Origin of the sequence: Aquimarina muelleri DSM 19832 (assembly GCF_000430665.1) — a bacterium.
Lineage (GTDB): Bacteria > Bacteroidota > Bacteroidia > Flavobacteriales > Flavobacteriaceae > Aquimarina > Aquimarina muelleri.
Window position 1 is genome coordinate 43,372 of the sequence record NZ_AUML01000001.1, and the last position, 26,404, is coordinate 69,775.

Annotated in this window: 23 protein-coding genes; 20 read left to right on the forward strand and 3 right to left on the reverse strand. The window is 31.5% G+C overall.

What is annotated here, in order from left to right; all coding sequences use genetic code 11:
• Window positions 1-186: 186 nt before the first annotated feature.
• On the forward strand, window positions 187-504 hold the full coding sequence (locus tag H527_RS0100200) for an Hpt domain-containing protein (RefSeq protein ID WP_027410843.1): 318 nt from the start codon (window positions 187-189) through the stop codon (window positions 502-504).
• A gap of 38 nt (window positions 505-542) precedes the next feature.
• Here the strand turns inward: H527_RS0100200 and H527_RS0100205 are convergent, their stop codons facing one another.
• On the reverse strand, window positions 543-1,706 hold the full coding sequence (locus H527_RS0100205) for a response regulator (RefSeq protein WP_035087015.1): 1,164 nt from the start codon (window positions 1,704-1,706) through the stop codon (window positions 543-545).
• Between the two features lie 268 nt (window positions 1,707-1,974).
• Here H527_RS0100205 and H527_RS23805 point away from each other — a divergent pair, with 268 nt between their 5' ends.
• The 14 genes from H527_RS23805 (at window position 1,975) to H527_RS24760 (ending at window position 22,257) form a co-directional block, all read left to right on the forward strand.
• A complete protein-coding gene (locus tag H527_RS23805; RefSeq protein ID WP_155837770.1) occupies window positions 1,975-2,142 on the forward strand; it encodes a DUF3892 domain-containing protein in 168 nt (55 codons plus the stop codon).
• A 509-nt stretch (window positions 2,143-2,651) separates the two neighbouring features.
• Window positions 2,652-2,954 (forward strand): GIY-YIG nuclease family protein, encoded by a 303-nt coding sequence (locus H527_RS0100215; RefSeq protein WP_027410845.1) that lies wholly within the window; start codon window positions 2,652-2,654, stop codon window positions 2,952-2,954.
• Between the two features lie 124 nt (window positions 2,955-3,078).
• On the forward strand, window positions 3,079-4,743 hold the full coding sequence (locus H527_RS22910; RefSeq protein WP_051316562.1) for a VWA domain-containing protein: 1,665 nt from the start codon (window positions 3,079-3,081) through the stop codon (window positions 4,741-4,743).
• A gap of 908 nt (window positions 4,744-5,651) precedes the next feature.
• The gene (locus tag H527_RS21040) at window positions 5,652-6,947 is read left to right on the forward strand and encodes a cobyrinic acid a,c-diamide synthase CobB (RefSeq protein WP_035087017.1); all 1,296 of its coding nucleotides are present in this window, start codon (window positions 5,652-5,654) and stop codon (window positions 6,945-6,947) included.
• Window positions 6,938-10,684 carry a cobaltochelatase subunit CobN gene (gene cobN / locus H527_RS0100240; RefSeq protein WP_027410848.1) on the forward strand — a complete coding sequence of 1,249 codons (3,747 nt, stop codon included), beginning with the start codon at window positions 6,938-6,940 and terminating at the stop codon, window positions 10,682-10,684. The genes H527_RS21040 and cobN overlap by 10 nt, the downstream gene beginning before the upstream one ends.
• Window positions 10,685-10,817: 133 nt before the next feature.
• On the forward strand, window positions 10,818-11,819 hold the full coding sequence (locus tag H527_RS0100245; RefSeq protein ID WP_027410849.1) for a hypothetical protein: 1,002 nt from the start codon (window positions 10,818-10,820) through the stop codon (window positions 11,817-11,819).
• A 130-nt stretch (window positions 11,820-11,949) separates the two neighbouring features.
• Complete coding sequence (locus tag H527_RS0100250) at window positions 11,950-13,104, forward strand: hypothetical protein (RefSeq protein WP_155837771.1); 1,155 nt, start codon at window positions 11,950-11,952, stop codon at window positions 13,102-13,104.
• Window positions 13,101-14,339, forward strand: a complete 1,239-nt coding sequence (locus H527_RS0100255) for a hypothetical protein (RefSeq protein WP_027410851.1) — start codon at window positions 13,101-13,103, stop codon at window positions 14,337-14,339. The genes H527_RS0100250 and H527_RS0100255 overlap by 4 nt, the downstream gene beginning before the upstream one ends.
• Window positions 14,340-14,357: 18 nt before the next feature.
• Window positions 14,358-14,918: a LemA family protein gene (locus H527_RS0100260; protein WP_027410852.1), complete on the forward strand. Its 561-nt coding sequence runs from the start codon at window positions 14,358-14,360 to the stop codon at window positions 14,916-14,918.
• Window positions 14,902-15,264, forward strand: coding sequence for a G protein-coupled receptor family protein (locus tag H527_RS0100265; protein WP_027410853.1), 363 nt, complete (start codon window positions 14,902-14,904; stop codon window positions 15,262-15,264). Before H527_RS0100260 ends, H527_RS0100265 begins: the two co-directional genes overlap by 17 nt.
• A gap of 1,273 nt (window positions 15,265-16,537) precedes the next feature.
• A complete protein-coding gene (locus tag H527_RS0100270) occupies window positions 16,538-17,068 on the forward strand; it encodes a UpxY family transcription antiterminator (protein WP_035087019.1) in 531 nt (176 codons plus the stop codon).
• 573 nt (window positions 17,069-17,641) lie between these two features.
• Complete coding sequence (locus tag H527_RS21045) at window positions 17,642-19,039, forward strand: aspartate aminotransferase family protein (RefSeq protein WP_051316563.1); 1,398 nt, start codon at window positions 17,642-17,644, stop codon at window positions 19,037-19,039.
• Window positions 19,040-19,491: 452 nt separating this feature from the next.
• A complete protein-coding gene (locus tag H527_RS0100280; RefSeq protein ID WP_027410855.1) occupies window positions 19,492-20,826 on the forward strand; it encodes an aspartate kinase in 1,335 nt (444 codons plus the stop codon).
• Between the two features lie 1,092 nt (window positions 20,827-21,918).
• Complete coding sequence (locus H527_RS24760; RefSeq protein ID WP_027410856.1) at window positions 21,919-22,257, forward strand: malate:quinone oxidoreductase; 339 nt, start codon at window positions 21,919-21,921, stop codon at window positions 22,255-22,257.
• A 26-nt stretch (window positions 22,258-22,283) separates the two neighbouring features.
• On the opposite strand, the gene H527_RS0100290 is transcribed toward H527_RS24760, so the two are convergent.
• The gene (locus H527_RS0100290; protein WP_027410857.1) at window positions 22,284-23,018 is read right to left on the reverse strand and encodes an SDR family oxidoreductase; all 735 of its coding nucleotides are present in this window, start codon (window positions 23,016-23,018) and stop codon (window positions 22,284-22,286) included.
• An 85-nt stretch (window positions 23,019-23,103) separates the two neighbouring features.
• Here H527_RS0100290 and H527_RS0100295 point away from each other — a divergent pair, with 85 nt between their 5' ends.
• The 5 genes from H527_RS0100295 to H527_RS24785 all read left to right on the forward strand — a co-directional run bounded on the left by H527_RS0100295 (window position 23,104) and on the right by H527_RS24785 (window position 25,554).
• The gene (locus tag H527_RS0100295) at window positions 23,104-23,469 is read left to right on the forward strand and encodes a winged helix-turn-helix transcriptional regulator (protein WP_081414521.1); all 366 of its coding nucleotides are present in this window, start codon (window positions 23,104-23,106) and stop codon (window positions 23,467-23,469) included.
• Between the two features lie 92 nt (window positions 23,470-23,561).
• Entirely contained in the window at window positions 23,562-24,284 is a 723-nt protein-coding gene (locus tag H527_RS0100300) for a YqjF family protein (RefSeq protein WP_027410859.1), read from the forward strand.
• A 45-nt stretch (window positions 24,285-24,329) separates the two neighbouring features.
• A complete protein-coding gene (locus H527_RS0100305) occupies window positions 24,330-25,022 on the forward strand; it encodes a nitroreductase family protein (protein WP_027410860.1) in 693 nt (230 codons plus the stop codon).
• A complete protein-coding gene (locus tag H527_RS0100310; RefSeq protein ID WP_027410861.1) occupies window positions 25,015-25,275 on the forward strand; it encodes a GNAT family N-acetyltransferase in 261 nt (86 codons plus the stop codon). Before H527_RS0100305 ends, H527_RS0100310 begins: the two co-directional genes overlap by 8 nt.
• 18 nt (window positions 25,276-25,293) lie before the next feature.
• Complete coding sequence (locus H527_RS24785) at window positions 25,294-25,554, forward strand: GNAT family N-acetyltransferase (protein WP_081414522.1); 261 nt, start codon at window positions 25,294-25,296, stop codon at window positions 25,552-25,554.
• A gap of 163 nt (window positions 25,555-25,717) precedes the next feature.
• Here H527_RS24785 and H527_RS0100320 read toward each other — a convergent pair whose 3' ends face one another.
• Window positions 25,718-26,329: a DUF4230 domain-containing protein gene (locus H527_RS0100320; RefSeq protein ID WP_027410862.1), complete on the reverse strand. Its 612-nt coding sequence runs from the start codon at window positions 26,327-26,329 to the stop codon at window positions 25,718-25,720.
• Between the last annotated feature and the right edge of the window lie 75 nt (window positions 26,330-26,404).

Below are 26,404 nucleotides of genomic sequence, written 5' to 3' on the forward strand. Positions count from 1 at the left end.
GTTGCCGTAACTAAGGCTATGCTAAAACATTTTGACTTAATCTTGGAAAAAAAATAACTCAATTTAATTACACGTCATCAAAAAATTAAATATAAGATGAAATTATTTGTCATTTTGGAGAGAATCAGAATCCGTGATCAGATCAAAATAGTTAAATTAAATGTTTCTAATTAAAAATAAATCAAAATGGAACAACCAAACTTATCTGCAATACATAAATTATCGAATGGAGATAAAATTTTTGAAGAAAAAATATTTAATGTTATAAAAAGAGAATTTCCCGAAGAGAAAGCACAGTACTTTATACATTTAGAAAAAGGAGACTACGTAAAGGCAGCAGAAGACGTTCATAAATTAAAACATAAGATCAGTATTTTAGGATTAGAAAAAAGCTATGAAATAGCCACAGATTATGAAAAAAACTTGAAATCTGGAACGTATGATCTTAAAGAAGAATTTGAAAAAATTCTACAAATGATTACAGAATACGTAAATACACTATAAATCATAAGTAGAACTTTTTTATTTAGGAAACTATAGTTTTACTTAACTTTTGATTTTACCTTAAAATTATAGTAATAAGCAATATGGGCAAGTTGTCCCACAATTTTTATGGAATCTTTCATAGATAATTTTGAGCCATCTGCATGAATCCACCGTTTAAGAGGTTGTTCACATATATAAGAAATAGCCTTTTCTTTACCATAAAACTTACGCATTTTCATAAAAATCTCTACATCAAATAACCATTTTGTTATAAATTTTTCACGAAACATTTCATTTACTATTTCCCGATCCATAATTTTTGCGCCGCATTGCGTATCGTTAAAAGACATTCCTAGGATATTTCGGATAATTAAATTAATAGTTTTGCTTATTATTTTACGTGCAGATTCTTTCGTAATGTTAGCTCCCATTCTACTCATTCTGGAACCGCTTACAATTTTAAATTTTGAAGACTCTATAGTTTTAACCAAATCGTCAAAATCTTTAAAATCTGTAGACAAATCGGCATCCAGATATCCTATATAATCTAACTGAGGGTCTTTGGCTAGATGAAGAACTCCTTGGCGTACAGCCTCTCCTTTTCCTCCATTTTTAGCACAATTATAAACACTAATGTTATCTTCTCGCCCTTTAGATAATTTTTTTAACACCTCTAACGTTTTATCGGTACTACCATCATTAACAAAGCATAAGTGGTATCCTAAATTACTATGAGTAAAATCAATAAACTCTTTACTTAAAAGTCGTTTTTCTTCATTGTAACAAGGGATCACTACTCCTACACAATGTCTTTGTAACATTTGTCCTTTAGAACTGTTATCTAAAAGTTTTTCAGACTTTATCCCAAAAATTCTGGCTATTCGAGCAGATATTTCATTAAGAGATAATGGTTTTTTCATATAATCATCGATCCCTAAATCAAAACCATCTATGATAGTATCCTCATCGGTATTACCAGACATTACTAAAATCTTAACATCCGATTTTTTTTCTTGACGAATGTTTTTAATTACTTCTAAACCACACATGCCGTCCATATTAATATCTACGATAACAATATCGGGTTTAAAAGATTCAAATAACTCTAACCCTGTTTGACCATCGCTAGCACATTTAATAGTGTATCCTAAATCGGTAAGGTGTTTTTCTAAGGATAATAAAATAAGTTGTTGGTCATCTATCGCTAAAATTCTTTTCATATAAATAGTAGGTTTCTATGAGTAAAATAAAAATTAATATCATTGAGATAGATAGGGGTTTGTAACGAATTTGTTTTTTATAGGATTAATAATTCGTTGACATCTATATAAAGATTGAACTTGCTTTTTGTGTAAAAAGTGAGGTTCAATACTATCCTAAAAATAGGGAATTATTAGCAGATTTAGTTTGTGAAGTGTTAAAATTTTATGATAATTTATTTGATGTTAACTAAAACTCCATAGAATTGAGGATGCAATACAGGTATTTTTGACGATTGTTTGGCTCCCTGATATGCCAGAGATTTGTAGTGTTAAATACTTAAGATCAAATCCAGACGATAAAAGAACAGATAATCTGGAACACTTAATAGATTTTGATTGGATTGCTCCATACTGGATTCCAGATCAAGTCTGGAATGACAGGGCTTGTCTTTGATTTGTCATTCCAGCGTAGGCTGGAATCCATAAGGAGTGAAAACGAATTGTCTTTGATTTGTCATTCCAGTGTAAACTGGAATCCATGAGGGAATTGCTGCTCCATACTGGATTCCAGATCAAGTCTGGAATGACAGGGCTTGTCTTTGATTTGTCATTCCAGCGTAGGCTGGAATCCATAAGGAGTGAAAACGAATTGTCTTTGATTTGTCATTCCAGTGTAAACTGGAATCCATGAGGGAATTGCTGCTCCATACTGGATTCCAGATCAAGTCTGGAATGACAGGGCTTGTCTTTGATTTGTCATTCCAGCGTAGGCTGGAATCCATAAGGAGTGAAAACGAATTGTCTTTGATTTGTCCTTCCAGCCCTTCAGAAAGCTCAGGATAAACTAAAGGCTAGAATCTATATAAGATTTCCTTGTTAGAGATTGACTTTAAGTAATTAAACATTATTTTTATCTAAAAGTCTTGTCATTCCAGTGTAAACTGGAATCCAAATGTACATCACATGCTAAAACCTAAACATCAATATGCTGTTTATATACTTACAAATAAAAAGAATGGAACACTCTACATAGGTATGACTAATAATCTAGAAAGAAGGATTTTTGAGCATAAAAATAAAAGTGTAGAAGGTTTTACTAAAAAATATGGAGTAGATAAATTAGTTTATTTTGAGGTATACCAATATGTAAATGATGCTATCACTAGAGAGAAAAGATTGAAATCTTGGAATCGACAATGGAAAATAGACCTTATAGAAGAAGAAAATTCAAATTGGAAAGATTTAGCCTATGATTGGTATGATTAAAATGACCCCGGTCTACACCAGAGGACAATTCGTTTATTAGTATGAATACGTTATACTTGTCGTCCCCACAAACATAATTCCGTATTTTTACCATCCATTAAGATCAAAAACCATACATACGCTAATGCAATCCAAATACACCTATCCTTTTACTGCAATCCTAGATCAGGAAGATTTAAAATTATGTTTAGTACTCAATCTGATAGACCCAAGTATTGGCGGCGTTTTGGCAACAGGAGATAAAGGTACCGCCAAAACCACTATGGTACGAGGATTGAGTCAATTAATGGGAGACGATTTTCCGTTTGTTAATTTGCCAATAGGTGCTACCGAGGATCGGGTGCTAGGAAGCATTAATCTGGAAGCATTAATTAACCAAAAAACCACTATGGTAGACAAAGGACTACTAGCGCAAGCACATCAGGGGTTTTTATATATCGATGAGGTAAATTTATTGAATGATTATCTAATGGATGTATTATTAGATGCATCGGCAACAGGAGGCTATCATCTAGAAAGGGAAAGTATCTCGCAATGGATGGATAGTCGTTTTTGTTTGGTAGGTACTATGAATCCAGAAGAAGGCGCATTGCGCCCCCAATTATTAGATCGATTTGGATTAAGTGTACATATTACTACCCCAAAAGAAATAAAAATTCGAACCAAGATAGCCATGCAACGCCTTAACTTTGATAGTGATCCAGAGGCATTTTATCAAAAGTTTGAAAAAGAAGAAAGAACCATTAAAACTCAGGTTCTTTTAGCAAAAGAACGACTTCATAAAGTAACCATTTCAGAAACTATACAAGAGCAATGCGCAGAACTCACCATTGCTAATCAGGTAGAAGGAATGCGCGCAGATATTTTATTATTAAAAACAGCAAGAGCTTATGCTGCATATTATAATAAGGAACAGGTAACCACAGAAATGGTAACTGTAATAGCTCCATTTGTATTACAACATCGTGCAAAAGAATATACACCACCATCTAATCAAGATCAAGAACAATCTTCTGATCCAGAAAATCAAGAACCTAAAGAGGAAACAGCTCCTCAAAATGGACAAAGTAACACTACATATCAATTGCCAAAAACTGTACGGCAAGGCTTAAAATTTACCGCTTCAAAAGCAACCAAAAAACAAGAAATCCCATTAGATACATTACAAAAACTATATCAGGTATCTTATCCAGCTCAGCGACAACCTGAAATTTCGGTACTGCAATCGGTAAAAAATTATCTTAGTACCAATAAATTTAGAACCATATACAAACAAGCAACAAAAAAAGCAGTAGCGCGAATTGTATTTTTGGTAGATACCAGTGCATCTATGGCGATAGAGCAACAGATGGGATATATAAAAGGCATTATCGAAAAAACGATCACTTCCTGCCCAATGCAAAAAGTACAGTATGCCATTGTAGGTTTACAAGACACAACCGCAAAAGTTTTTCAGGAATTTACAACCAGTACACCACAGATTTTATCGGTAAATTACCAATTAAAAACAGGAGGAAAAACCAATTTGGGAGCGGCTTTTTTTAAAGTATACGAAGTTTTACGATCCATGAATATGCAAACCGTACAATTGTTTGTCTTTACAGATGGAAAAATAAATACAGGAACAGAAAACCCGTTTCAATACGCAGTTACTACCTACAAAAAGTATCTTGCCAGAATCCCTAAAGCCACCATTGTAGATACAGAATATGGTTTTGTACGATTAGGCAAAGCACAGCAATTGGCACAGCAGTTACGACTTGGTTATAGTACTATTTCTGATTTTTAATACACTTGTTGTTTCCCCATACCAGATTTCAGGGCAAGTCTGGAATGACAGGGCTTGTTTTGATTTGTCCTTCCAGTGTAAACTGGAATCCATGAGAGTATTGTTGCTCCCCAAAGTAGATTCCAGGGCAAGTCTGGAATGACAGGGCTTGTTTTGATTTGTCCTTCCAGCGTAGGCTGGAATCCATAAGGGTATTGTTGCTCCCCAAAGTAGATTCCAGATCAAGTCTGGAATGAGAGGGCTTCGAGTGCCGTATCCCGCGATTTGCAACCACAACTCCTGAGCTTCGATTGTCTCTGCCAGCTATGCAATCTTTACAAAGGATGCCTTTAGAGTGACCCCAACCCATGATATACTTGCTCCCGGCAGCCGGGACGATACTTTTGATTGCCGGGAAGGGGTACGACACTGCCGGGAAAGGGTTTTATAGTGCCGGGAGAGCATTGTTAACTGCTGGGAAGGGTCTCTATACTTACGGGAAAGGTAAACACACCTACGGGAAGGATTTTTTATTGCCAGGAAGAGGTTCTATATCGCTGGGGACATAAAATAAGTTGCGGGGACGGTGAATATGGTGCCGGGCTTCGGTTTCGAGTGCTTCAGCAATCTATTGTTGAACTTTTATATTTATTATTTTTCGGTTTTATATTAAAAATTCGGGCTTTGGTATGTAGTTATAAAAATCAAACAGTCTAATATCTAATCTTTAACAGCAAAGCGGTCTGGACTTCTAAAAGCGTAGCAATCTAAACAAAACTATATAATAGTACTCTTGCGATATCTTATACACTAAACTATCTTTGGTATTTAGTTATAAAAATTAAACAGTCTAATATCTAATCTTTAACAGAAAAGCGGTCTAACTTCTAAAAGCGTAGCGATCTAAAATCTCAATTCTTTATAAACCTATGTCCAAAGCATTTTTAATAGCAGCTCCGTGGAGTAACTCAGGAAAAACAACACTTACTTTAGGAGTGTCAAGATGGTTTAGTAATCAGGGGTATAACGTACAAACTTTTAAATGCGGACCCGATTATATCGATACCATTCATCATGGTACTGCAGCAAGAAAAGCAGCAATAAATTTAGATACAATTATGATGCCTGCACAACACATGATCGATGTTTTTGAGCGATATAATGCGGCTTCCGATATTAGTATTGTAGAAGGAGTAATGGGATTGTTTGATGGCGCCGTAAAAGATGAAGGAAGTTCTGCAGCGATAGCCAAAATGTTGGATATACCTGTGATTTTGGTAGTAAATGCAAGTAGTATGGCATATACTATAGCTCCGATCTTACATGGGTTAAAAACTTTTGACCCCCAAGTTAAGATTGCAGGCGTTATTTTTAATTTCGTAAAAACAGAATCTCACTACGCCTTTTTAAAAGAAGCGTGCGATACGGTCGGGATACCATCATTGGGATATATCCCGCCAAATAAAGAGATTGCTATCCCATCGCGTCATTTAGGGCTACATATTGAAGACCTTTTTGAAAATGTTATCGAAAAAGCAGCATCACATATAGCAACCCATATATCGTTGCCAAAACTTTTGGAACACACCAAAACCTATCCTAAAATCGATCCTAAAATCCCTGTGAAGACAACGGGAGAAAAAAAATATAGAATCGCGGTAGCCAAAGACGAAGCATTTACATTTACCTATCTAGAAAACCTAAAATGGTTAGAAACGATAGCAGAGATTATATATTTTAGTCCAATTAGGGATCAAAAACTACCAGAAGCAGATGGCATTTATTTGGCAGGAGGATATCCAGAATTATATGTAGAAGCATTGTCTGCTAATACCACAATGCGAAACCAAATTAAACAAGCCGCAGATCGGGGAGTAAAAATATTGGCAGAATGCGGCGGGATGATGTACTTAGGAACTACTATTGTTAATGAAGAAGGAACTGCATATCCTATGGCAGGTATATTTCCGTTTCATACCTCTATGCAAGACAAAAAACTATCCCTAGGATATCGTAAAGTAATTTTTAAGGATATAGAAATATGGGGACACGAATTTCATTACTCTAAAGTATCGAACGACGATAATATACCAACGGTAGCAAGAGTATTTTCCGCAAGAGAAAAAGAAGTTGCTACAAAAATATATCAATATCAAAACGTATACGCTAGCTACATACATTTGTATTGGGCAGCGTTACAACAACCAGCAGACTTATGCATTTAATAGCAACCATACCCGGAGGGTGGAATCCCAATGACGATGGGATATTTTATATAGAGCAACAACCAGGCGATATTGTATTTCTTAGCGCAGGAGATACAGAAATTCATACCTTAAATGAAGCCTATAAAGAGCTGTACCAAACCGAAGGAGATACACTACCCAGTTTACGAATGACCAATCTGGTATATCTTAAACAAGAACTAACTATCGATACCTATCTCGAAGAAGTACTAAGCAAAGCTAAAGTAATTGTTTGTAGCATGCTTGGGGGTGTTAGTTATTATAAATATTTGGTAGAATCTTTGGTAGAGTTGCAGGAACAAACAGGTAATACGGTGTTGTTTTTACCTGCGCATGAACCCGATTTTGAATTGATGCAATTATCCTCGGCAGATCTACAAATAGTACATCAATGCAGACAATATTTGCAAGAAGGGGGAAAAGAAAATGCCATAGCATTACTTAACTATATACAAAACACTTTTTTTGGTACCACTTTTACTATGGTACCTCCTACATCTATTGCAGAGGTATTTTTGTATACCCAAAAAACAGGTATGATCTCTCAGGAAGCTTTCGAACCTACAATAGATAGCTCTAAACCTACGGTGGTATTGTTAGCATATCGTACCCATTACCTCTCGGATAATATGGAGCCGTTGCATGTGATAGCTAGTGCGCTACATAGCAGAGGGATGAATGCCTTTGTAGTATTTGCTAGTAATTTAAGAGATCCAGAGTTAGTAGAGCAGGTAGAAATGTTGATGACATATAATGGAAAACGTAATATCCATACCATTATGAATACGACAGGATTTACCATCAAGCCGATGGATGGCTCTGCATTTATTTTTGAAAAACTAAAAGTACCAGTACTGCAAGCTATATTTTCTACTTCTAATAAAGAGGTGTGGCAAGACGGGCTTTTTGGATTACCACCTACCGATATTGCGATGAATATAGCCTTGCCCGAAATTGATGGGCGAATCATTGGTCGTGCAGTTTCTTTTAAAAAAGAAATAACCAAAGATACCCTTACCGATAGTTCTATCTTAAAATATGAAGCATATCTCCCCGCATGTGAGTTTATGGCAGAACTAGCACAACGATGGACGGTGCTACAGTATAAAAAAAATATAGATAAAAAAGTAGCCGTTATTTTGCCAAATTATCCAAATAAAGATAGCCGTTTGGCTAATGGAGTGGGTTTGGATACACCAGAAAGTTGTATTGTTTTATTAGATGCGCTTAAAGCGGAAGGATACGACGTAGGAGAGCAATTACCTCAAAACGGTACAGAACTGATGCACTGGATAACGCAGGTAACAACTAATGATATTACCACTACAAGAACAAGACCACATGCACTGGTTTTTGAACGTTCGGATTTTGATAGCTGTTTTTTGGCATTGTCAAACGAATTACAAAATAAAATAAAAGAACAATGGGGAGAACCAGAAGAAGATCCCTATTATACAGGTGCTGGATTTATCGTTTCCGGATTTTTATTAGGAAATATATTTGTGAGCATTCAGCCTTCGCGAGGATACAATCAAGACCCACAAGCAATTTACCATTCTCCCGATTTGCCACCAACCTATTCATATTTAGCATATTATTTTTGGGTACAACAAAGCTATAACGCAGATGCAGTAATCCATTTAGGAAAACATGGAAACTTGGAATGGTTACCAGGAAAAAGTGTATCTCTGGATCCTGAAACTTGTTTTCCAGCAGCCGTATTTGGGGCATTACCTCATTTTTATCCCTTTATCATAAATGACCCGGGCGAAGGAACACAAGCAAAACGACGTAACCAAGCAGTGATCATTGACCATTTAATTCCGCCGATGACCCGTGCAGAAACCTATGGTGGTTTGATGAAATTAGAACACTTGGTAGACGAATATTATGAAGCAGCATCACTAGACCCAAAACGAGCTAGAGTATTAGAAAAAGAAATAGCAACAGTAGTAAAAGAAACAAAGCTAAATATTGACTTAGGAATAGCCACCGAAGATGTAGATGAGTTATTAGTGAAACTAGATGGGTATTTATGTGAGTTGAAAGAAGCACAAATCAGGGATGGATTACACATTTTTGGAAAAGCCCCTGTAGAGGAGCAACTTATCGATCTGTTAATTGCATTACATCGTGTGCCAGGATACCATCAAGAAGGCATAACACAAGCATTAGCTAAAGATTTAGAAATCACCCAAAATATTTTAGAAATAGCCTATACAGAACCGATGGAGGTAACTATCGAAGGCGTTTTTTGCAAAACTGCAGGGCAAGTTACTGCACAATTAGAAAACATAGTAAAAAGAGTACTTATCCTGTATCTACAAGAAGGAACACTACCAGAACTCTATCCAAGAACTACAATACAGCTACAACAAATAAAAGCAAGTACCTTAGTAAAAGTAGAACAAACTACAGACGAGATAACTTGTCTTTTAGATGGGCTTAATGGATATTATGTTCCATCGGGGCCATCTGGAGCACCAACAAGAGGTAGATTAGATCTATTGCCTACAGGACGAAACTTTTATTCTGTAGATGTACGTACCATCCCTACCGAAACCGCATATCGGTTAGGGGAAAAAAGTGCCCAACTGATCATCGATCGGTATTTGCAGGAAAACGGAGAGTATCCCGAAACCATAGGGATTTCTGTTTGGGGAACCTCGACCATGCGTACAGGAGGAGATGATATAGCACAAGCATTTGCATTAATGGGAGTACGACCGATTTGGAAAAATGTAAACCGAAGAGTAACAGACTTTGAAGTGATCCCAATTATACAATTAGGAAGACCCAGAGTAGATGTAACTTTGCGAATTTCAGGGTTTTTTAGAGATGCATTTCCTGATGTTATTAATTTATTTACTGCGGTAGTTACCCGCTTGGCTAATCTGGAAGAGCCTTTGGAGGATAACCCAATCCGAAAACGATTTTTAGAAGAACAAAACCAATGGCAAGGACAAGGATTACCACAAGAAGAAGCAACACAACGTGCTTTATATCGTGTTTTTGGATCAAAACCAGGGGCTTATGGTGCAGGATTACAAGCGGTAATCGATGAAAAAAACTGGCAAACACAAGAGGATCTTGCTAAGGTATATATCAATTGGAGTGGCTATGCCTACGGAAATTCTAAAAAAGGAGTATCGGCACACGAGTCTTTTCAATACCGATTACAAGCCATGCAAATTGTAATGCAAAATCAGGATAATCGAGAGCATGATATTCTGGATAGTGATGATTACTATCAATTTCATGGGGGATTAGCAAATGCAGTAAAAACTATAAAGGGTAGTGATGCCGAAATTTATTTTGGAGATAACTCCAGACCAGAAACCCCTAAAGTAAAAACATTAAAAGAAGAGTTACTAAAAGTATATCGCTCTCGGGTAATTAATCCTAAATGGATTGCAGGAGTACAACGCCATGGATATAAAGGCGCTTTTGAAATGGCAGCTACCTTGGATTATCTATTTGCATATGACGCAACCACCAATTTGATCGATGATTTTATGTATGAGGGGATTACCGAAAGCTATTTGTTAACTCCCGAAAATAAAGAATTTATAAAACAAAATAATCCTTGGGCATTAAAAGATATGAGCGAACGATTGCTAGAAGCAATACAACGAGGTATGTGGGCAAATCCATCCGATAAAATCAAAGAACAACTAGAGGATTTGTATATGGAAGGGGAAGGATTAGTAGAGTAAGTAAAAAAAAGTTTATATACACTATTTTAAAATTGAAATGGTATTGAATAAAGAATAATTAAAAAATACACCCTCCAATTTAGGGTAACAATACACCAAAATAAGAACTAGTATAACAAATACAGTACAATACATGATTAAAATTACACCAGTTAGATTTCAGTTTAAAAAAAGGATTATTTCGAGACTCGCTATTACAATTTTATGTACAATACTATCCGTTTCTTGTACTGGGCAAATAAATGAGGAGAAAGGTTTAGTAGAAAAAATTATATATAACAAATCCAAGTTAGATTATTCTGTAAACCTTCAAACTCATTACCCTGTTGAGGTTTTTGTAAACAATTTTCCTGTTATACAAAGTTTGGTTCGTGTTAATAGTTCTTTTATTGATATGGCTATCCATAAAAAAGGAACACAGAAATTAAAAATAGTATTGGATTTGAATGTTACTTTAATGAAAGGATATACTCCTAAAAATGAGGATCCAGTATTAAAATTCAAATTAGAAAAAACGAATATAACAGACGAATTTTATGAGGAAAAAGAAATAGAGAATTTTGAAATTTTATACTCAGATTTAAAAAAGGAAGATTTTGAAAAAGGATATTATAGCAAAGAAATAACCTTTGAGGCAAATCCAGAATACGAATTTAACAGTTGGAAAAATGCTATAGATTTACGATTGCTAGATAAAAACATATTATTAGATAATGTTTATAAAGCGTATGAAACATTGATATCAGATATTAAAAATGCAAATACAAAATCATTTGTACATAAAATACAATTAGCAGAATATGAAATATCGCAATTGCGAGGAATGAAAAAAGAATGGGTGTATAAAGAAAGAGAAAGATTATATAATAACGAATTCAAATGGATGCCCAAAGATAGTTGTAAACTCGTTTTTTTTGATGAAGGTAAGCTCGTTTCTCTCGCAAGAAAATATGATATTTGGAGCAAAAAAGATACTTCTGTTATTGATTTTACCCCGCTTTCTGGTAAATGGGAAAAAGGGAGTGTTCCCCGATTTATAACCTATTATCATAACTTCTATTATACAAAACCCAAAAGTGACGCACCATTACAGTTGATACGATATAGAACCTTTACTTATGATATGGATTTATAAATTGGGATGGCCTCTTATTGAAGGGATAATTCCCTATGATGTTTTAAAAATATACCTCGTAAGGTAGCTTTTGGATTGTAGATGAATAAAAATAGGTAGTTGACTAGATTTAGTAGTGTTTATGAAAAAAATGATTGTAATTATATCTGTTGTTGTACTGTTTTGTTTCCTTTTTTTAGATAGATGTAGCATTATTAATATTACAACTGCCGATATATTTAGGCCTAAGGCATATAAAAGATTTACTTCTTTAAAAGACAGTGTAGCCTCTGATAAGTATGTGATTACTCCAATATCAAGTGCTTTTCCGATACTGTTTGATAGTATTAAAAGTGAGTTTTATTTACGAAACGGTAAAGGATTAACAAAAATAGATAGAGAAGGAAATGTTATTATAACAAACTCTTTACATCAAGAGGAATATAGTTCTACAGCAAATTTCGCTAATTTTATCCCGTATGTATTTGTGAAAAACGGAGTATACGATTTTTCTGGAAACGAAATGAGGTATCATACTTTTTCTGAAATAATAAATAGTAATAATGAAGTTAAGGACGAAGATTTTAAAACAGAGTTTGAGAAAAGTTATAAGGAAGCAGAACTGGTAGTTTATGAAACAGATCAAAATATAGATCTGGAATGCCAATGCTATCCCATGTATTTTAAAATCAATACCCAATGGAAATTAATTTTTTCTCAAAAAGGAGAGTATAGATTTACCCATTTGTCTAACAATCTAGAAGCAAAGGATACTATTGGTCAGATAGATTTTGAAAAATTTCCGGCAAAGTTTACAAACAAAAAGCTAATAGTATTAAAGGACGATAAACATAAACGATATACTATAGAAAGCCCAGGAATGACTCGCAATACCGACGAATATTTTGATACTTATTATACACAAATTTTAAAGGAGAAAAGTTTTAATTATCATTCTGAAAACACCTTAAAAGTATTGTCTTATAAAAAAGAAAAGTATTATCATACAGGAGGGTATTGGGATTTTCCGGATTGGGTAACCCCTTCGTTTGAGGTAACAGCATTTTTTGAGTTAACCTATAATGAAGAAAAATTATTTTTTAAAGAAAACGCTATAAAATATTATAGTAAATCAAATATAGATAAAGGCATTTTTCTTTATGAATTACCAGAACACGAAAGACATAAATCTAAAGTAGCTTTCTTTTATTATGAAGGCGGTTCAAATTACTATAACCCGCAAACAGGAGAAACAGAAAGTGGCGCAAACGGATTGTATATTATTAAACCCAAGTCAAAAAAATGAATGATATTATTGAGTTTTTACTAAAGAATGAAGCAGATACACCTCAAGTTATCTTTTTTATGTTCTTTAGTTGTGGGATTGCTATTTTTCATACTGTGATATTAGGCGGATTATTTAATCTAAAGTTTAAACCTTGGTTATTCTTTGTTTTAAACCCTTTATCATTATTGATAGTCTCGGTAATAGACAAAAGATTAGTTCTTCCGTTATTATTACTCCATTTTATATCTGTTTTTTTATTAGGGATTATTGGTGCTATTTACTCAGGGATTAGATCTGTAAATAAAGAGAAAAAAGAAATAGCCAAAATAAAAAGAAAATACAATGCAAAGGAGACTCCATTATGGAAAAAAATAGCAGGTATTTTACTTATGATACTGTTTTTTATAAGTTTCTTTTTTATTGGTATTCATGCCTTTTTATTATTATTTTTAATAGTCCCTGTGCTATCCTCTTTTTTTCCGAGCAATAAAAGCAGATTTTTGAAGTATCAAAAAGTTTTACCAACAGCTGCTATTCGTTCGGTTGCAATGGGGTTAGCAGAAATAGAAGGTACTCTCGAGATGATAAAACCAGTAGTTTCGCCCATAAAAAGCAAAGAGTGTATTGGTTTTAGGTATAGAATAGAAAAAATAAGTAGCGATAAAGATGGTCGAGACAGTTTTTCTACCATCTTCGATGAAATTACTTGTAACCCTTTTTATATGGTAGACGAAACGGGTAAAATTGAAGTGAATCCTGATAAAATGGAATTTGTATACGTTCCCGAAGATGAGCAATATAGAGGTTCTGGAAAGAGATACACGCAATTTATTTTACAACCAAATGATAAAATGTTGTTAATTGGTAAAGCGAGTTTAAAAGAAAACAACCAACCTGTTTTTGAATACGAAGATATCAAAAAAGTATTTGCAATTGCACCTGTAGATAAAGTGAAGTATTATAATACCTATAAACCTTTACTTAATTCATTTATATTATTTACTTGCTTTTTTGCTTTTATAGCATCACTTATTCTAATTTCTCCAATACGAATAGAAAACGATACACTTATAATAGATCCACCAAAATTTATAGCCAATATAGATGCAAATACTGTTATAGAGCAAGACCATGTAAATCAAGACCATGTAAATGAAGATATAAAGGAAGCAAATGCAACAGAAGCAGGACAAGCTACAAAAAATGAAGTTGCTCCAGAAGATGATACGAAACCAAATCAAGATAGTTTTTAATAGTTAAAATAATAATTTATGAATCCACTTATCTCTTACTCCATCTTAGCTTTATTAGCACTAGGGGTTATTAGTATTATCGTTTCTGCTTATAATAAGCTAATAATGTTAAAAAATAATGTAGCAAAGTCATTTTTTAATATTGATATTTTGCTAAAACAAAGAGCAGACGAAATACCTAATCTTATAAAGGTAGTAAAAGAAAGCATGAAATATGAAGAAGCTACGCTTACTAAACTTACAAGATTAAGAACAGATTTCCTGAATTCTACAAAGGATGAGGATAAAATTTCATTATCTAATGAAATGGATAAAATGGTGAAATCTATTTTTGCAGTATCGGAGAACTACCCGGATTTGAAAGCAAATAATAATTTTATGCTTTTACAACAAAGGGTTTCGGGAATTGAAGATGCAATTGCAGATCGACGAGAATTTTATAATGAGAGCATAACTATGTACAATATAGGTATAGCAGAGTTTCCTACAGTAATCTTATCTAAATTGATGAATTATAAAGAGAAGCAATTATTACAAATTACAAACGAAGAAAAACAGTATAATGGAATTGAATTTTAGTTTTATAGATCTTCTAAAAATAATAGATGAGGAGCCTGTATTTATGGTTATGTGGGCGGCATTTGGAGTTTTCTTTACTATTTTCCTTTTGATGATCCCAATGTATATATTCAGAAAATTAGGTATTAGTACTTATTTTAAAACTGCTTTTGGAATATTAGTTGGAACTATTTTAATATCATGGATTACAGGCTTTATTTCACAAATCATACTCCTGTTCTCAGATGTTTCTGGAATAAGAATGTTATTGATATGGATTGTTATGTTTGTAACATATTTAGCGTTTTGTATTTTCAATAAAAAAGCAATATTAAAATGGGTCAATGAGCATTCTCCTGTAAAGTAGAAAAGATAAGATAGTCAAATACTCTTTCTAAAAAGGATGGAGGATAGGATAAGTGTTTACTCATAAAGTTATATTTCTAGTTGTTTTATCAAGACTATTCAATACTAAAATAAAGGCTTAATAAGCCCCCTGTTTTCAGGGGGATGATTTACCTGAAAACAGGGAGAAGATTGGTCTAAAATAATATTAATTTTACTAAGTGTTAATGACTGTTTTGCATTAACTTATTTATAATAACCTAATAAATAAAACCTTTTAAAACCTTTAAAATGAAACAAATGATTTTACTTCTCTATTCTATGAAGTTGTATTTATCTTTATAAATATTTCTCATAGCAAGCTTAATGTCAGATAAATTTATAAATTATATTAAAGATGTAATTTTGTTTTTGAAACAATAAGCTTACCATGCTCTTTTATCTTAAAATTAGCGTTTTTAGTTATGCTTTTTTTGAGTATGTAAAAAATAATTTAAAAACCTATATTAAAAAGGAATCATGTATAAATAGTCTTTAATAACAGATGTTGGTTAAGCTTCTTTGAAGGATTCTTCTATACTAATAAAAAGTTAACTATTAGTTAAAAAAAGTTTATGTTAAACAAAAAAACAGACGTATATCACTTATAATCAAAGGTTTATTTTTTTTGTTTTTTTTAAAATATTTAATTACGGTTTAACCACAACCTTTCTATTGATTAAGATTTGTAAATTTGATCATAGCATTAAAATTAAATTGCAAAATATGTGATTTAATGATATTTAAGTCTTTATTTTTATTTTGGAAATAGATAGGTTTAGACAGAAAATAAAATAGTTATAAAAGTTAAATTTTATTTTTTTTAGAATTCTGAATAAATAACAAAAAAACAATTTAAGACAAAATGTGGGTCAAATGGCGAAGCCTTGCCTTTTAGTTTGATCGATTTTATAATAACAAAATAATAAAAACAACTTTAGATAAGTAACTTTAATTTATCTGATAATTTAATACAAACGTTAGTTAATAGTAATAAGATTTATAATGTACTGGTTTTAGATTTTGATATATTCGAAATAAGACGAAATTATAAATTTATTATTTATAGCAATTTATTACCCCACCTCATTTTTTGAAATAGATAAATTCAAACAATTTTTTAATGTTTGGGTTTGTCTGAATTTCAGAATATTTTTTCAATATTCTTGATTTTTATAATAAAGTTTATGGCTTAATGTGAGCCAAATGGCGAAGCCTTGCCCTTAATTAAAATAATTTTATCAATATCATTAAAAATGAAAAAGAAGATTAATCCCTCTAGGGAGTGGTATGTGTTATATGTGAAATCACGTCATGAGAGGAAAATTGAAGCTCTATTAAAAGAAAATAATATAGAGACGTTTTTACCATTGGTTAAAACGGTTAGAGAATGGAGTGATCGAAAAAAGATAATTGAATCACCATTGTTTCCTTCCTACCTTTTTGTAAAGATTGATTTTAGAAAAGAGTCAGAAAAAGTCCTTGCGATAAGAGGTTTCTGCTTTTTTGTAAGATTTGGAACCGAATTTGCTAAAATTCAAGAGCATGAAATAAACTCTATTAAGCTTCTTATGGAAATAGATGCCTCTATGGAAGTTGAAAATAACCATATTCAGCCACAAGTAGGAGAGCTTAGGAAAATAGAGATAGGGGCATTAGGAGGCCTAGGGTGCGAAATTATTAAAGTTAATAATGAAAATAAAATTATAGTTCGAATAGACTCTATAAACCAGAATATATTAGCAACAATTCCATCATCTTATCTTACTCAGTTAGCTACGGTATAGCAGGTATTTCTTAACTCATAATGATTGTTGTAAACTAAAACAATCTGTGTTTTATCTTAAATTTTTCAAGAACCGTAGTTATGTATAATATTCTATAACCTGACATTTTAAAATTATGAGTAATTCAAGATTTTCCTAATATACTATAGTAATCCCCTTCTGAGTTTATAAAAGTTGTGCGAGAATTAAAAATAATTAAGGAAGAGTTTAATATATTCTATCATTATCAATATTTTGATATATTTAAAAAAAAGATTTTAACCATATCTTTCTATAGAAACCGTATTAGCAGATAATTATTCTTATTTAGAATTTCACAATTTTATATTTTTTATCCCTTTATGTGTTTTAGCTAAGAATACATAAACAAACTAATACTTCAATATCTTCTATTATATATTATGCGGATATAGTATAAATACCATTTTTAAACTACTTAAAAAGCATACCAAAAGCAGTTATATTGTTTATAGCTAGTTGTTCTAAGTGATTAGAAACATTGACTATTGCTATAGATAAACTATAAAATGTTTAATATTTTGTTCAATTTTTTAATATAAATAATTTATAATTATGGATTCACTCAAAAAATATCATTTGTCTGAAGATGCAAGAATTGTAACACCTACACTTCCGGGAGAAAAGTCAAAAGAATTATTAAAATTACAGGGAGAGATTGAAAGCAGTGTTGTCTCATACCCAAGGAACATGCCTATAGCTATCAAAAGAGCAAAAGGAAGTATTATAGAGGATGTTGATGGCAACTATTTTATTGATTTTTTTGGAGGATGTGGAGTTTTAAATGTGGGGCATGGTAATGAGTATGTGTTAAAGTATGTTAAGGAACAACAATCAGATTTAATTCATGCATTAGATTTTCCTACAGAAAATAAACTTAGTCTAATTAAAAAAATAATAGGACACTTACCAGAAGAGATTCAAAAGGATTATAAAGTATGTTTTGGAGGCCCAACAGGTTCTGATGCTGTAGAAGCAGCTATTAAATTAGCAAAAATAAAAACAGGTAGAGATGGTATAATTGCTTTTATGGGCGGTTATCATGGTATGACCTCTGGGGCTTTGGCAGTAACTTCGGATATATTTTTTAGAAATCATATTACTTCTTTAATGCCCAATGTTCATTTTGTTCCTTACAATTATCCATATCGGGATAAATCAATAACAGGAGACAATGAAAATAATATTTCAGGGATAGAGTATTTTAAAAATGTATTAACCAATGGTCATTCTGGAATAACAAAACCAGCAGCAATTCTTATAGAGCCAATTCAAGGAGAAGGAGGTAATATCGTTCCAGAAGATGGGTATTTAGAAGAATTAGTTAGAATAGCTCATGAAAATGATGTTTTAGTAATATTTGATGAAATTCAAAGTGGGTTCTTTAGAACAGGAAGTTTTTTAGAATTTATGAATACAAAAGCAGTTCCTGATATTATTACCTTTTCTAAAGGGTTTGGTGGAATAGGGTTTCCAATTTCTGGATTGATTTATAAAAAAGAAATAGAGGCTTGGGGTCCCGCAGCACATATTGGAACATTTAGAGGTAATCAAGTAAGTATTGCAGCTGCTAGAGGAGCTTTTGATTTTATAGACGAATATAATATTGGAGAATATGCAAAATACATTGGGGCATATTTAATGGACAAACTTAAGGAACTACAATTAGATAGTCCATTTATAGGAGATGTAAGAGGAAGAGGTATGATGATAGGGGTAGAGCTAGTAAAAGATAGAGATACAAAAGAACCATTTCCAGAGTTTGTTAAGAAATTCAGAGCAGAATGTTTTCAAAGGGGTCTGTTGTTTGAAGTAGGAGGACACCATAATAATGTATTACGTTTTGTTCCACCTTTAATAACTACAAAAAAAATTATTGATAATGCAATAGCTATAATGAAAGCATCTATAGCCGTTTGTCAAGAGGATTATTTAGAATCTACTTTTTCTTAAACTTAAGAAACACCCATAATAGAATGTTACCTATAAAACCCTTCCGTTTCTAACGATTCGTATTTTATAAAACCTTAATAAAAGTATTCCAAAAAAACACATATTACAGCAGTTTAAGTAAATCTTTAGCTTTTTTGAGTTAGAGTCATTTTTAAACAATTATGTAGCATCATTAAGGATAAATTATTAAAAGGAGGTATTGAACTAAACTTAAGAGCTCTGGGAGAATGAAAAGAAATAGTATAGATAACGTTTTTTGGTTGATTCCACTCCTTTTTTAAGAGATCAGAAATGTTTTTTTTCTATGATAGAAGCACTTCAATGGATAAATTTCGAATCATAAACCTTAAAACCGATAAAGGGTTATTTTTATAATTTAACTTTAGTAAATACATACTTACAGTAGCTTTCGTCTAAAGCATAGCTAATATTAATATATTAAATCTATTCGAATGAAAATTTTAAAGTTTGGAGGAACTTCTCTTGGGTCTATTGAGAACTTAAATAAAGTAAAAAATATTCTCAAAAGTGATTATGATCAAAAAATAGTTGTTTGTTCAGCGATGTCAGGAGTTACAGATCAATTAGTTTCTCTTTCAGAAAATATTAAATTAAAAAAAACAAAGGAAATTGCATTGCAATTATATAATTTGAAAGAAAAGCATGTAGGTGTAATTGATAATTTAATAGAAGATGAAGATAAACGAAAAAAAATGAGAAGTGTTTTATCGCAGATAATAAATGAGATTTTGGATCTGTCTGCAATGGAATACTCTGAAATTTTACATTCAAAAATAATAACTCGTGGAGAAGCATTATTAACGCATATATTTTCTGACTATTTAAATTTAGTAGGAGTGCCTAACGAGTTACTTAGTGCAGAAGATTTTATGTGGGTAGATAACATTGAAAATCCTAATCTAGAAAAGGTTTCTAAGAAATTAAATTCAATTTTAAGAAAAAAAACAAATATACCGTTATATATAACACAAGGATTTATTTGTAGAAATAAGGAAGGAGATATAGATAATCTTAGAAGAGGAGGAAGTGATTATTCTGCAACAATAATTGGAGCTGCATTAGGTGCTGACGAGATACAAATATGGACAGATATAGATGGGGTACATAATAATGACCCCAGATATGTCGAAGATACTTTTTCGATACCTTCTTTATCTTATAACGAAGCTTCAGAATTAGCGTATTTTGGAGCCAAAATTTTACATCCGCAAACCGTTTTTCCTGTAATAGATAAAAATATTCCTATCGTATTAAAAAACACATTTAACACAGAAGCATTAGGTACTATAATTTCAAATAAATCGATTGCTAGAGGAATAAAAGCTATTTCGGCAAAAGATAAGATAACAGCTGTAAAAATTAAATCATCCAGAGATTTAATGACTTGTGATTTTCTTAAAAGGATATTTGAAGTATTTAATAAATATCAAACTTCTATTGATATGGTTGCTACTTCAGAAAAATCAATATCCTTAACAATAGAGGATACAGATGATCTTATAAAAATTCAAAAAGAGATAGAGGTATATGCAGAAGTAATCATAGAACCTCATAATAGTATAATTTGTATTGTAGGGGAATCTATTATCACAGACAAAAAATCACATAAACTATTTGATGCTTTAAACCACATATCAATCAAAATGATTTCTTTTGGAGGTAGTGATAATAATATTTCGATATTAGTAGAGACTAAAGATAAAACCTCTGCCCTAAAAGCTTTACATAAAAATCTTTTTTTGATACAACAAGAAGTAATGATATAATACTTTTAAATATGTAAAATTCTAAGAAAATAGATTCTTACTTTTTTCCATAGGAATAACAAGTTTTTAGAAAAAAATGACCTAAACATTCTATTCGTATATAGTTGAAGAAAACCATGATAAATTACTAAAAGAAATAGTACCAAGCTTTTCGGTTAATTTTTAAGAAAAAATTTAAAGATACAAGCGATGGCAAGATGCACAACTTTCGTTATTAGGAAGAATTATTTTATGCCAAGGTTAAAAAATAATAAATAAAAACATATCCATAAATGATTTACGTTATACTACTTATAATAAACCATATTTTGAAAATAATACTATAAATTTAATGTTTCTCACTCAGGAAACATAGTAGTTTGTGCCATATCAGATAAGTGTGATATAGGTATAGATCTAGAAAAAGTAAATGCGGTTATGAAAGCACATGGACAAGGACATTCAATTTCTTTAAAATCTTTTGAAATTATAGATAACCAAACTAAAATTAATAAATAAACTTTTTTTAAAAGAAATCGGAATGGATGATGATTACATCTGTCATTTAAAAACACAACAAATCCAATAGTTTTAAATCCTCCAGTAATAGATTTTTCTATATTTTAAAGAGTGTTTGTTACTTAAAATTTGACCCCTTATTAAGAGGTTAATACCCCAAGACTTAGCCCGGAAATAAAATTACATTTTCGGAATATGCCTCGTGAGCATGTCTAAAGAGCTAATTAAACTACACGGTTTTTATGGAGTCCTTCTAAAAATAATTTAGAAGGACTCTTTTTTTTTAAAAGATTATTATGAAAGAAAAATGATTATAATCTGTTTTATACGATTTACGAATAAAAATCTCGCATATAATCGCATTCTTTTTCTACTATATTTTCTTCATAAAATGAAACAATAGCTATGGCTATTCTTTAATTTGATTCATCAATCTAGCGAAAAACCTTTGCAATTATTTATACGCAATTCTCATCCGTAAATCGTATTAAAGTGATTTAACGTAATTATTTTTATAAAAACAACAGAGCAATTGCTAAAAGTGGTATTACGGTAAACAGAGAATATGATTTAATCTGTATTGGAGGTGGAGTTATGAGTGCCACGTTAGCTTTAAGAATAAAACTTTTAAAACCTGAAACCAATATCCTAATATTAGAACGTTTAGATCAATTGGCAAAGGGAATTTCTGCAGCATGGAACAATGCAGGAACAGGACATTCAGCTTTGTGTGAACTTAATTGTTGCCTAGAAGATCGATCGACTGCTCCTTCAATTATGTTACAGGTGCTAGAAAAGGCTTTTCCTGAGATTCTGGAATCTGCAGATGGAGCTAAAAAAATAAAGAAATTTATCCCAATGTATAACACAAAAATAACTTCGGGTCTCTTTCAAGAGTACTTAAAAAACACCAAAGAAATTTTAAAATTATAGAATTATAAATCATATTTCAAGACTATTTAAAGGGTAGTTCCTCCATCGACTATAATTTTTTCATTTCGTAAAACTAGAGAGTTTTTGGATAATAAAAACTCTAAAATAGGAGCAATATCTTTTGGCTGCAATATTCTACCTATAGGAGAGGTTTCAGAAAAATGACGTAATAAATCATCTATGGCATTGTCATCCATACCTGATTTTTTTTGTATTGGGCTTTCTGTAACTCCTGGACTAATTATATTAATTCTAATACCTTTTTGAGTAAGTTCGATATTCAAGACTTTAGCAATAGATTCTAATGCAGCCTTACTGGCAGTGTAAACACTTGTGTTTTTAAAAGCTTTAAATACAACAATAGAAGTGTTTAAGACAATGCTAGATGGGTTGTTAAGAATAGGTATGAACTTTTGAATCGTAAAAAAAGCTCCTTTAAAATTGATACCCATAGTTTGATCAAAAATATTCTCGGTAGTATCTTCAAAACCAGCAGCCTTAAAAATTCCTGCATTAATAAAAAGACCATCTATTTTTTTAAACCGTATTTTAATTTTTTCAACCAAAATATCTATATCTTCTAAGGAAGAAGTATCAGAGATATACCCAGTAGCTTTGTTTTCTAATACCTTAAGCGCATTCTTTAAGTTAAGTTCTGTTCTGCCTGTTATGATTACTGTATATTGGTTATCGATTAAGTACTTAGCACAGGCAAGACCTATTCCGCTGGTTCCTCCTGTAATAACAATATTTTTTTGCATATCATTTTTTGTGTAAAAGTATATTGTTACTAACTTTGAAACAAGTACTTACAATAAAGTAAGTAACTAACCTTTACTTCGGAAAATGATGAATAAAGAGGATATTGCAACAAAAAAAAATGAAAAAAAATATCAACAAGCTAATGAGTGCCCTATTACCATATTTATGGAAAAAATAGGAGGAAAGTGGAAACCTGTTATTATTTGGTTGTTGATATTAAATAAAGTGATGCGTTTTAATGAGTTAGATAAATCTATAGATGGTATTAGTCAAAAAATGCTATCGCAGCAGTTAAAAGATTTAGAACAGTTAGGAATACTTAACCGAAAATCATATCCGGTTATTCCTCCAAAAGTTGAATATAGCTTAACACCTAAAGGGCAATCGTTAGAGCCAATTCTGGATGCTATGAAAACCTGGGCAAATGACAATGTGTTATATAGTAAATAATATTTCAAAAGTTTAAGGATATATCCGATGTTAGATAATAAAATTAAAGAGAGGATATGTTTTTTACTCACTATTAATGTTTTTTTTAGAAAATGAAAATCAAAAGTATATTAGATACTACAGCACATAGGCCTTGGGAAATACCCAATAAAAGTTGGAAATTCTATCAAGAATGGAATAATGCAATATTTTTGCATTGGGAGGTAGAATTAGATGAATTACAGAAGTTTGTGCCAAAAGAATTAGAAATAGATTTGTTCGAAGGAAAACCATGGGTTTCTTTAGTAGCTTTTACGATGGAGAAAATACGACCAAAAAATTTACCGCCTTTTTCTCCAATTTCTAATTTCTATGAAATAAATATTAGAACTTACGTAAAATTAAATAATAAAACAGGAGTATATTTTTTAAGTATAGAAGGAGGGACCAACTTATCTTGTAAAATCGCAAAAATGATTTCAGAACTACCATATAGGTATTCTAAAATAAAACGAGACATGTACGCTTATCAAGCTATTAACTCTATATTTAAGGATAAGTTATTTATAAAATTTTTAATTGGAAAAAAGGTTAAAACAAAAAATGCATTAGATATTTGGTTAACAGAACGATATGCATTGTTTCAGGATACAGAAAAATTCATTAATGAATTTGAAATTCATCATCTGGAATGGCCTTTAAGAGAAATTGAAATTCATAATTTAGAAGTTAAATATAAAAGATTTGATACATTGATAAAGGGTAAACCACATAAAATTCAATATTCAGAAGGGGTACAAGTAATTGCTTGGGGGAAAAAATCCAAAGAAAAATAACGTATACACTGTATGAATAATTAATAACCAATAAAATCACACACGATGGAAGCACCTAGCAGTATTTATATTAATGGACACAAACACGTTAGTTATTATTCAGATATTCTTTCAGAAAAAGAAATCGTTAAAAAGAGCAAGTCTTTTTATGATTGGTTGGATAAAAGAAGATCTGTTCGAGATTTTTCTGAGGAACCAGTACCAAAAGAAGTAATAGAAAATCTTATTAAGAGCGCATCTACAGCACCATCTGGAGCACATAAACAACCATGGACATTTTGTGCTATTTCTAACCCAGCATTAAAAACTAAAATTAGAAAAGCAGCCGAAATAGAAGAAAAAGAAAGTTATGAAAACAGAATGAGTGAGCGTTGGAAAAAAGATCTGGAACCTCTTGCAACAGATATGAACAAACCATTTCTAGAAATTGCTCCCTGGCTTATTATAGCTTTTAAAAAAGTATATGAACTAGAAGAAAACGGAGGGAAACATAATAATTATTACGTAAATGAATCGATTGGGATAGCTTGCGGAATGTTAATATCTGCAATTCATAATGCAGGATTGGTCACTCTTACACATACTCCAAGCCCAATGAATTTTTTGGCAGACATACTTAATAGGCCAAGTAACGAAAGAGCTTTTTTATTACTTCCTGTTGGATATCCAAAGTTTCCTGCCTATGTGCCAGATCTAAAAAGAAAAAACTTAGATGAGGTAACTGTTTTTTATGAGTAGAGTTTATTTTAGTAAAATAATGTTATTTGATACCAACAGGCTTTTTGTAAGACATTTAGAGGAAGATGATCAGGAATGGTTTTATGATATGCAAAGTAATTCTAAGGTGATATTGTATATCAAAGCAGTAATGAATAGGAAGGAAAGTAAAACAGAATTAGATCGGTTTATAGGATACTATAAGGATACGACTGTTTTTTTTAAAATATGGGCAGTTGTAGAAAAGTGTAGTAATAAATTTATAGGAATCTGAGGCGTATACAAAAATGATATCAATGAATTTGAGATAGCATATCGATTAAGAGAATGTTTTTGGGGTAAAGGATTTGGTAAAGAAATAGCCAAAGGACTTATAAAATATTGCTTTAGTGAAATGCATCTTGAACAGCTTACGGGTTATGTAAGTAAGCAAAATATAAGTTCAGTTCGAATTTTGGAAAAAGAAATGATTTTTATTGAAGAGTTCTATTCCGTAAAAGAGAAAAATATAGAAAGAAAATATATTTTAAAAAATTTCTATAAGAAAAGGTAGGGTATGCTTTTAATAAAGCGTTTTGTATACATAAACAAAACTATAAATCTGTAAAATACTAGAGTTTAAGGGACAAAGTGAATTCTGAAGTTCAGATTTTAATAAGTTGACAGATGGAGAGAGTTTTCTTTCCATCTTTTTTTTGGTAGAAAAGATAGCGCCATCACTTAATTAGTTTTTCAATACCTTTTTGAGAGTCTATAGAAATATCTTTATACTTTAATGTCCACCCAAGAGAGTTTGTTACAAGATATATTTTTTGTAGCTCACTAATTAATCTGTTTTTTGAATTCGTTACAAGCGTAGATTTCTTTACTTTTTTATTCAATTTTTCAATAACTATTTTTCTTACAGTATTGTGATCATCAGTACTAAACTTATTAATAATCCCTTCTTGTATATCGTGGTATGTTATTTCAGGATTAATATTGATCTCAGCTTCAGGTATTTTGGTGATTGTTACTGTTTTTGTTTCTGGGTCTATGTGATGTTCAATTTTTCTTAGGTCATAAGATACTTGAACATTGGCGTTAACCAATACAATGATTTTCTTTTCAGAAGTAATAAGATTAAAATAGGTTTTACCATCTTTATAAGTAATAATATCAGAAAAATAACCTTCGGTAACCACAAGTTTTCCTGTATTTTTTATTTGATCGCGAATAAGGCCAGAAGATGCTACTTCGGTTTTTCTAGTATTGGATTGATCTATAAAATATTTAATCCCAAATGCTAAAAATGCAGTGATAAGCACTCCAAGTAGAAAATTACGCATAAAATTGTTGTATCAAGTTTTGCATAAATGTACATAAAAAAATAGCTCTTCTACGCAGAAGAGCTATTTTACCTA

Excerpts from the sequence above, each read along its gene's own strand:
- H527_RS24760 (WP_027410856.1), top strand. The coding sequence starts at position 21,919 with ATGAGTGCCACGTTAGCTTTAAGAATAAAACTTTTAAAACCTGAAACC.
- H527_RS22910 (WP_051316562.1), top strand. The coding sequence starts at position 3,079 with ATGCAATCCAAATACACCTATCCTTTTACTGCAATCCTAGATCAGGAA.
- H527_RS21040 (WP_035087017.1), top strand. The coding sequence starts at position 5,652 with ATGTCCAAAGCATTTTTAATAGCAGCTCCGTGGAGTAACTCAGGAAAA.
- H527_RS21045 (WP_051316563.1), top strand. The coding sequence starts at position 17,642 with ATGGATTCACTCAAAAAATATCATTTGTCTGAAGATGCAAGAATTGTA.
- H527_RS0100290 (WP_027410857.1), bottom strand. The coding sequence starts at position 23,018 with ATGCAAAAAAATATTGTTATTACAGGAGGAACCAGCGGAATAGGTCTT.
- H527_RS0100255 (WP_027410851.1), top strand. The coding sequence starts at position 13,101 with ATGAATGATATTATTGAGTTTTTACTAAAGAATGAAGCAGATACACCT.
- H527_RS0100245 (WP_027410849.1), top strand. The coding sequence starts at position 10,818 with ATGATTAAAATTACACCAGTTAGATTTCAGTTTAAAAAAAGGATTATT.
- H527_RS0100250 (WP_155837771.1), top strand. The coding sequence starts at position 11,950 with ATGATTGTAATTATATCTGTTGTTGTACTGTTTTGTTTCCTTTTTTTA.
- H527_RS0100280 (WP_027410855.1), top strand. The coding sequence starts at position 19,492 with ATGAAAATTTTAAAGTTTGGAGGAACTTCTCTTGGGTCTATTGAGAAC.
- H527_RS0100305 (WP_027410860.1), top strand. The coding sequence starts at position 24,330 with ATGGAAGCACCTAGCAGTATTTATATTAATGGACACAAACACGTTAGT.
- H527_RS0100300 (WP_027410859.1), top strand. The coding sequence starts at position 23,562 with ATGAAAATCAAAAGTATATTAGATACTACAGCACATAGGCCTTGGGAA.
- cobN (WP_027410848.1), top strand. The coding sequence starts at position 6,938 with ATGCATTTAATAGCAACCATACCCGGAGGGTGGAATCCCAATGACGAT.
- H527_RS0100270 (WP_035087019.1), top strand. The coding sequence starts at position 16,538 with ATGAAAAAGAAGATTAATCCCTCTAGGGAGTGGTATGTGTTATATGTG.
- H527_RS0100310 (WP_027410861.1), top strand. The coding sequence starts at position 25,015 with ATGAGTAGAGTTTATTTTAGTAAAATAATGTTATTTGATACCAACAGG.
- H527_RS0100215 (WP_027410845.1), top strand. The coding sequence starts at position 2,652 with ATGCTAAAACCTAAACATCAATATGCTGTTTATATACTTACAAATAAA.
- H527_RS0100205 (WP_035087015.1), bottom strand. The coding sequence starts at position 1,706 with ATGAAAAGAATTTTAGCGATAGATGACCAACAACTTATTTTATTATCC.
- H527_RS0100200 (WP_027410843.1), top strand. The coding sequence starts at position 187 with ATGGAACAACCAAACTTATCTGCAATACATAAATTATCGAATGGAGAT.
- H527_RS0100260 (WP_027410852.1), top strand. The coding sequence starts at position 14,358 with ATGAATCCACTTATCTCTTACTCCATCTTAGCTTTATTAGCACTAGGG.
- H527_RS0100265 (WP_027410853.1), top strand. The coding sequence starts at position 14,902 with ATGGAATTGAATTTTAGTTTTATAGATCTTCTAAAAATAATAGATGAG.
- H527_RS0100320 (WP_027410862.1), bottom strand. The coding sequence starts at position 26,329 with ATGCGTAATTTTCTACTTGGAGTGCTTATCACTGCATTTTTAGCATTT.
- H527_RS0100295 (WP_081414521.1), top strand. The coding sequence starts at position 23,104 with ATGATGAATAAAGAGGATATTGCAACAAAAAAAAATGAAAAAAAATAT.